The sequence below is a fragment of the Synechococcus sp. CS-1328 genome (assembly GCF_025128095.1).
GTDB lineage: Bacteria > Cyanobacteriota > Cyanobacteriia > PCC-6307 > Cyanobiaceae > CBW1002.
The window spans coordinates 1-7,018 of the sequence record NZ_JAHLYT010000057.1 but is presented as its reverse complement, the minus strand read 5'-3'; the positions used below and the strand labels follow the sequence as shown (position 1 = coordinate 7,018).

The 7,018-nt window shown below is 58.9% G+C and carries 7 protein-coding genes; 1 reads left to right on the top strand and 6 read right to left on the bottom strand.

Annotation, left to right across the window (positions count from 1 at the left end; all coding sequences use genetic code 11):
• Nucleotides 1–200: 200 nt before the first annotated feature.
• The 3 genes from KQ310_RS10645 to KQ310_RS10635 form a co-directional block, all read right to left on the bottom strand.
• Entirely contained in the window at nucleotides 201–1,523 is a 1,323-nt protein-coding gene (locus KQ310_RS10645; RefSeq protein ID WP_259721727.1) for an McrC family protein, read from the bottom strand.
• Complete coding sequence (locus KQ310_RS10640) at nucleotides 1,520–3,313, bottom strand: AAA family ATPase (protein ID WP_259721726.1); 1,794 nt, start codon at nucleotides 3,311–3,313, stop codon at nucleotides 1,520–1,522. The genes KQ310_RS10645 and KQ310_RS10640 overlap by 4 nt, the downstream gene beginning before the upstream one ends.
• A 348-nt stretch (nucleotides 3,314–3,661) precedes the next feature.
• Nucleotides 3,662–3,847, bottom strand: coding sequence for a hypothetical protein (locus tag KQ310_RS10635; RefSeq protein ID WP_259721725.1), 186 nt, complete (start codon nucleotides 3,845–3,847; stop codon nucleotides 3,662–3,664).
• Between the two features lie 80 nt (nucleotides 3,848–3,927).
• Here KQ310_RS10635 and KQ310_RS10630 point away from each other — a divergent pair, with 80 nt between their 5' ends.
• Nucleotides 3,928–4,716 (top strand): hypothetical protein, encoded by a 789-nt coding sequence (locus KQ310_RS10630; RefSeq protein WP_259721724.1) that lies wholly within the window; start codon nucleotides 3,928–3,930, stop codon nucleotides 4,714–4,716.
• Nucleotides 4,717–5,034: 318 nt separating this feature from the next.
• Here KQ310_RS10630 and KQ310_RS10625 read toward each other — a convergent pair whose 3' ends face one another.
• The 3 genes from KQ310_RS10625 to KQ310_RS10615 form a co-directional block, all read right to left on the bottom strand.
• Nucleotides 5,035–5,547, bottom strand: coding sequence for a hypothetical protein (locus KQ310_RS10625; protein WP_259721723.1), 513 nt, complete (start codon nucleotides 5,545–5,547; stop codon nucleotides 5,035–5,037).
• Nucleotides 5,544–5,831 carry a galactose oxidase gene (locus tag KQ310_RS10620; RefSeq protein WP_259721722.1) on the bottom strand — a complete coding sequence of 96 codons (288 nt, stop codon included), beginning with the start codon at nucleotides 5,829–5,831 and terminating at the stop codon, nucleotides 5,544–5,546. The genes KQ310_RS10625 and KQ310_RS10620 overlap by 4 nt, the downstream gene beginning before the upstream one ends.
• Before the next feature lie 136 nt (nucleotides 5,832–5,967).
• A partial coding sequence (locus tag KQ310_RS10615) for a glycoside hydrolase family protein (RefSeq protein ID WP_259721721.1) occupies nucleotides 5,968–7,018 on the bottom strand: 1,051 nt, incomplete at its 5' end.

Genomic DNA, 7,018 nt, shown 5'->3' with positions numbered 1-7,018 from the left:
GGGGGGCAGTGCCCCCCCCCCTGCCTTCTATAGCTCGGAGGCTCATTCAGAGTTTCTAGACTGCTCAGTGAGGTGGTGAACGGCGACCCGGAGGGGGTTTTAGCCAGAAACATTTCGCGAACATGGAGGAGATACATGAACCTGTCAAACCGTGTTCAAGACTTCACTCCGAGCATCGCGCTTCCTGGCTAAATACAGGTTCAAGCAGACAAGATGGATTGTTCAGATGTCATCTGCGTAATAAGAATCCGTAGTTTCTGTGTCGCAACATCCGCGTCATGAGGCAGTGATGTAAAAATAACCTTCCTCCCGTGATCAAGACTCCAAGGGCTGAGTTTCTCTGCTGGGGCAACATCTTGCTGAGATGGGTCGACAGGGTAGGCCAGAAGGCCCCATGCCACACTGCCGACCGAAGGGGTGAATCGAGCCAAGTATGCCGCCATTTGGTATAGATCCTCTCGCTGGGGTCCGTTCGGCGAATACGAAGACCTGTGTAGGCGCTTGTACTTCGCATCAGCCACAACTTGAACTTCGCAGCCTTCGTAGAGGATGGCGTCAGGAATCAGAGTGCCGAGACCCTGCCCGTCGACGTCACTACTGAGGAGCTTCTTGGATGCATCCTTCTCCCGCGTGCCATGCTTAACAGCCAACGGAGTCGCAGCTTTCCGGAGAATACTCAGTACATACATCTCCCAGAGTTCAGCAACATCCATTAGAACGCCATTCGTTTCGCCGCCGGCATCCAGATCGGCAGCAAGTCCCCGTTGATTTGCGATTTGGCGGGATAATTCAGCAATCGGTGCAAATCTAGCGGTTATGGGTGTATAGCGAATGCGATCAAGTTCAGCCTTTGTAGGCACGCGTGGACGTGGTCCTGTGACAGCCATCAAGTGTGGGATCAGTTCCTTTCCACGCGCGGGCATCCACTGATCGTCAGGAACTCCAAGCCACCGACGCAGAACGCCATAAGCGGCAATAATGGCATCAGATGCTGCGTGATCCAACGAACGCTCTGATCGAATGGATACAACTTCCCTGCCTTTTGACGCAATCAATTGAATCGAGGCAGCAACATCAAGTCGCCCACGGATTGTCGAATCCTTGGTCGCGACATCTTGACGAAGAGCTGGCAGTCCATGCCGTGCGGCCTCGACAAAGCCGTGCGCCCAGACTGCTGCCAACAGCTGCACAATGAAGGACTCGTCTTGGCGCAACCGCCCTGGCGACTCAATCAATACAAGTGAGGTTGCCTCTGACAGCCATTTTCTCAATGTTGCCAGGCCGAAGCGAGGTTCGATCGTCAGGCTGTGTCCTTTAAATGAGAGGGAGCCTACGTACCGGCCAGCCCACCACGTGCCATCCCACGAGCAGTAAACAATGGGTTCGTCAGCATCTCGGTCGCCAGAGATCGAGATAACAAATTCACCGGTGCGAATACTCGCTGCCACCTTGCGTAGCCAATCAGCTTGTGCAGTCGTCGGCTGCGGGTTCAGCGGGGAGCAATCCTTGGCGATTAGTTTCACTCAACTACCCTAGGCTTGAGAAGCACCTTGGCCAGCCTTTCCAGTTCGGCATTGCGCGAGTTGGCATCGAGTCCGGACAAGTACTGTTCCAAGAGCGGACGTAGGGACAGATTCCAGACCTCAGTTACCGGATCAAGCGCATCGCCTTTCTTGTTCCACAGGTAGTTCTGCTTGCGTGTCGGATGCGGGCCAAGGAAACTCCGAAGGAACACGACCACATCGAGTAAGTAGGTGTGTCCGATTTCATACTGCGAACCCAACAGGGGGCTGTTGTGAACCTCTCGATTCAAGTCTGCGGCCGCAGCTGCAAGTCTCCGAAAATCAGCTTCAACCCGATCCCACGCAAGGCCGCACTTGAGGTCATTCCACCTTGCTTCGGCTGCACCCACTAGAGCATCGGAATCAAAAGGACACAACAGCCACAGGAAGCGGCGACGCAATGCAAAGTCGATCTGTTCAATGGACTGGTCGATCAGGTTCATCGTCCCAATCACAAACAAATCATCGGGAATCCGCAACATGAGGGTTTCTCCATTCCCGTTGCGAGCTGGCAATTCGATCGTCTGGTTTCGATCCTCTAATAACGAGAAGCATTCGCCCAGCATCCGACTCAAGTCGGTGCGGTTCATCTCGTCGAGGATCAGTACATGCGGCAAGCGATCTTCTCTAGGTTGCCTCTCGATGTCCTCGATCAACCGGGGAAGGTAACCAGCACGATACTCAGTTGCACCGGTGTCCGAGATGTGCAGGCCGCGCACGAAATCCTCGTAACTGTAGGAGGGGTGAAGCTGCAACCGGTGTACGTTCTTCTTGATGGCTGCCTCGATCTCTGGCTGCGACTGAAAGTATCGCGCAGGCCCCATTTTTGCAAGCGCTCCTGAACGGATGACCCTTTCAGCCAGCCGTTTGGCGCGGAACGTCTTTCCAGTCCCTGGCGGCCCAAACAGCACGATCTGTTTCTTATGCAGGATGAGCTCGAGTGGTGCTCCCTCCGCTGGGCCGGCGTCGGTGTTGTCGTACCACGCGGCTGCCAGCGGTGCCCAATAAAAGTCAAGATCTTGATTCGGAAGCAATATTTCAAGTTCTCGCCGGATTGTCAAGAGATCCTTGTCTTCATTATCCGATTCCTCTGTGATGAGTTCGGAGAACGCAGCGATCACTCGGCGCTTATGGTTTCCACTCGCGATGCGCTCGAAGACGTCGGGGAAAAGCAGGTGGAGCAACATGTGCCGGAGTTGCTTTGACTCTGCATCCTCGATGCCATCGACAAGCGATTGGAAGCTCCACGGATCATTCAATGTCACCTGCTGCTCGTCCGGGGTGAGCTTCTTCCAGGCAATGGCGAACTTGATAAGGAATGCGATTTCAAATGGGCGACGGGTGTTGTAGCCCTGGCCGCCGCTACCGATGCCAAGCTGAAATGCCTGGGAAACAAGACTGCTCTCAGGAAGACTGTCCCCAACCCAACCAAACACTTCATTGACAACTTCCCGTTTTCGGAAACCACTGACGCTCGAAGGGAACAAGAAGTACACACAAAGCAGCTCCCCTGCAAGGCGAACTACTTCCTGACCAGCCGGCTTGACTTGATCTCGAAGTTTGTCGATAAATGATCGATCTCCTTCGTCGGGGGCCTCTACAAATGCTTGATGGATGCGGCCCAGCAACTCGGCTTGCCAAAGTGACGCGCCTTCAAATACAAGAGAGCCGTCGCGCAGCAGACAATTTTCGCGGAAGTACTGTGACGCTTCGTAGATTTTGCTGGTGTCGTGTTCCGAGTAGCGTGCCATGGTTCTATTCCAGTCCGTACGAGAAAGAAGCTTTAGAGATGAGATTCCACAATCTTAACATCCAACAAACTGCCACTCAAGCTGCAGATTGAATGGCCCCGAATATCGTCCCAGTACATGGCAGAGTTCATTAAGTACTCTATCGTGACTAGGCAAGTGTATCACTTCATGTCTATCCGCAATCGCTGTGCACCGTAGTGCAGCCAGATGGATCAAAAAAGATTCCTTATTCTTTAGCCGCATTCGCACTTTTATTATCATTGAGGCAATCTGCCGGACTGGCTACTCCCCCAAGAGCTTGCGGGCTTCTTGCCCAGCTCAACTCCCTGCCCTATGGAAACCCCTTGCTCAGGGCGCCCCCAGCCCAGCCTTCAGTCCCTCGGTGACAGCCGCCAGAAAGGGCAGATCCAGCGTGTCGATCGTGTCGCTCACCCTGTGGGAATGACGGTTGCGTGGGAAGGAGGTGTCGGTGACCATCACGGCGTCGTAGCCCGCATCCCAGAGGGGGCTGTGGTTGACTTCGTTGCCAGCCATAGCCATCCGCAGGCCGATGGGCCTTAACTTTTACCTCTCCACCCAGCTCGTCAATGGACGATGGAGCGCACAAACTCTGGGTGGCCACGCTGATGCAACGCAAATTACCCCCATGGAGCAGCGACAAGAGCCGAACGGAAGGGCCCGTGGCTGATCCTCAGCACATCTATGCCGTGCTTCCCAGCCGCCGTGAGTTGCTGAACCACTTCCAGATGCAAGGCGTCAACACTGTGGAGGATGCTCAGATAAGTTCATCACCCTGCGGGCGATTCCATGAGTACTACGCCCCTGGATTCGAGCTGTTCCATCCCCATGCCGGCATTCTGCTGATCGGCTATACACCTGGTCGTTCCCAGGCTGATAAGGCATGGAGGGAACTCTCCCAAGCATCCGAGGCCATGCCATCCCTGCAGAGGCTCATCCGGTGTCAGAAGCAGGCAGCCTTCTCAGGGCTGTGGACACAGCTCGATGCACAGGCTTCCCACTGTAGTCTGCTGCTACATCTTGGCCTAGACTGTCTCTCGGAATGCGAGGCTGTGAGCCTCACTTCTCGGCTGGTCTTTCCGATCTTCCGTGCAGGCAAGAATTACAGAATCGGCAGCGAGTACGTCAAGACCCCCTGGCTGATCGAACGGGCCGGAAACCATCTACGCGAACTGACGACCCTGACACCAAATCTCAGGGCGGCCATCTTCCTCGGCGATGGTCAGGCCGCACTGGCGAGCGCCAGAGCTCACCTGGAGCGGGGCGATCTTCCCAATCATGTGGAAGTATTTGTGCTTCCCCATCCCAGCGGTGCGAACAATGGCCGTATCAGCCAGTTCATGAAGTCTCCGCGTACCCTCACCGATGTGAGAGTGCATTTGTGAACTGAAACTTTTCGGTTACTACCTGCCAAACACGACAGACAACTCTGTACCAAGGGGCATAGTATCTTTGTGGCCAAGACTGATCGCTGGAGAAGCTCTCCTCAGGTCCGGATCACTATCCGTGTTTCACTCCAGTCTTGCCGGAACAGGGTTGCTTTAATCGCTCCGTTTCCTTTCCTAGGATCCCCTAATCCCTTACCCTCCGATGGATCTGAGCCATCTCCTGCAGACCATTTCGGCGCTTCTGGAGGAGTACGGCAAGATCCTCGAGGGGAGGACCATCGTGGCTTGCCTCGGCAACACGAGGTGATGGCCGACTCATGCCACAGATAGTCTGGCCTCGATCAACCGGCAGCACTCCTGCACGTCGCTCGCGCTCTGTACCCCCTCGCCGAAGGAGCAGAAGAACTCACACCACAGCGCCGGCACCGCCAACAGGATCAGTGGCCTGCCGCCGTTGAGTGCATGGGCGGCTTCTGATGCTGTGCAGGGGCCGCCTCCCCCGCAGACCACCACCACATCGGCGCTGAGCACGTTGATCACATTGCGGGCCTTCCCCATTCCGGTGAACAGTGCCAGATCCAGTTCGGACGTGCTCTGCCTGTCGTCACCGTTCCCTTCATCGGGCAATACCCCCACCACCAGGTGCCCCTCCACCCGCGCAGCGCCGCGGCTGGCTGCAGCCATCACTCCCGCCGGCCGGCCACCGGTGAGCAACACCCACCCCATGGCACTGATGGCCGCGCCAAGTTGCTCAGCCAGCCGCATGGCTTCTGCAGAGGCACTCTCCCCCGCACCCATCACGCCCACGACCGGTCGCCGGCGGCTCATGCCACCTCCGGTGTCCAGCCCCGCTGGCGGGTCATGTCATCGGTCCAGCCCTGGCAGCGGCTGGTGAGGTGCTCGCCCTGGGCGATCAGGCCCTGGTGCAGCTGGCAGGTGAGCAGCGGGATGCAGTTGGGGCCGGCGTGGTGCCTGAACCAGTGGCAGGTCATGCAGACCTTGCGGCTGCGGGCGGGCACCAACACCTCCTGATCGAGGTACGGCCACTCCTCGATCGGTTGCTCCAAGGATCCGCTTTCTTCCAGCGCGGAACGACGCAGACGGACACCCATACCCCCAAAGCAATGCGTACATCCGTACTAGCACGGCTGGTCCTGGCTGGTCGCTGCGCTGGGTGGCCGAGGGGTTGATCGGCGCAGTGCGAGTGGTGTCGGTCGGTTCCGTGCTGCCGGATCAGCCCTGCTCGTTTCATCCGTCGCCGAGCAGCTCCAGCCACCAGCCGCTGCGGGGGCCTTCCACCATCCAGCGCCGACCCCAGTTGCGCTCGGAGTAGCGCAGGCTCTTACCGCTGCCGATGGCGGTGGTGACGTAACCACCGTTGACCAGGTCGGCCTCGCCGTTGGGGTCGTGGAACAGCAGCTGCCGGCGCTCTGGATCCCAGCCGATCACCAGGCTCCAGTGCCCGCCGCCGCCAGGGGCCGTGACCGACCCTTTGTGCAGCCAGCCCACCGGGGCCGGGATGCCGCGCTGCAGCTGGGCCACCAGATCCTCGAGGCGGCCGTCCTGCCGGAGTCGGGCGCGCAGGCCCAGATCGGCCAGGGCCCGCACCTGGGCATCGGCATCGGTGGTGTCGCCATGGCGGCGCACCAGGGCCAGGTACTGGTCGTCGATCTGGCCGGGGCCGCTGAGGCAGCCGGGCCGCAGAAAGGCGACCGCCATGGCGCAGCTGGAGGAAAAGCACATGCGCGGTCCCTGGCCGGTGACGCTGTCGTTCTGACTCAGGTAAGGCACCGCCAGCTGGAGCAGGGCATCTGGCGCGGCCTTTGTGGCCAGGGGCGGGACTGTTGTCTGCGGCGGCTGTGCAGAACCCTGGCGGTAGGCCGTGGCAAAGACCTGCAGCTGCTCTGGGGTGAGGAGCACCTGCAGCTGCGCCCAGGCCTGGCGTTGATGCGGCAGATCCCGGAAGTGAGCCACCGCCTGCAGGAGCTGGATCGGTGTCGATGCCTCTGCCTGTGAGTGCGGTTGCGGCTCTGGTGCCCCATCCGCGAAGCTGAGCGCGTGCTGCACCTCCGCCTCCCGGCGCCGGATCAGCCCCTCCACTTCGCCCGCGGGCCCCTTGCACCAACGGGGCAGCTCCTCGGCGATCACAGAGGCTGCTGCCTCTCCAGCCCGCAGGCGCCGCCGCAGGGTGGAGCACTCCAGGGCACCGGCCCCCACGTTGAAGCAGAAGCTCACCAGGGCATCGCGTTGGTGGGGGCTCAGCGGGCAGCCGGCCAGCAGGCGATCCACCGCTGCGCTG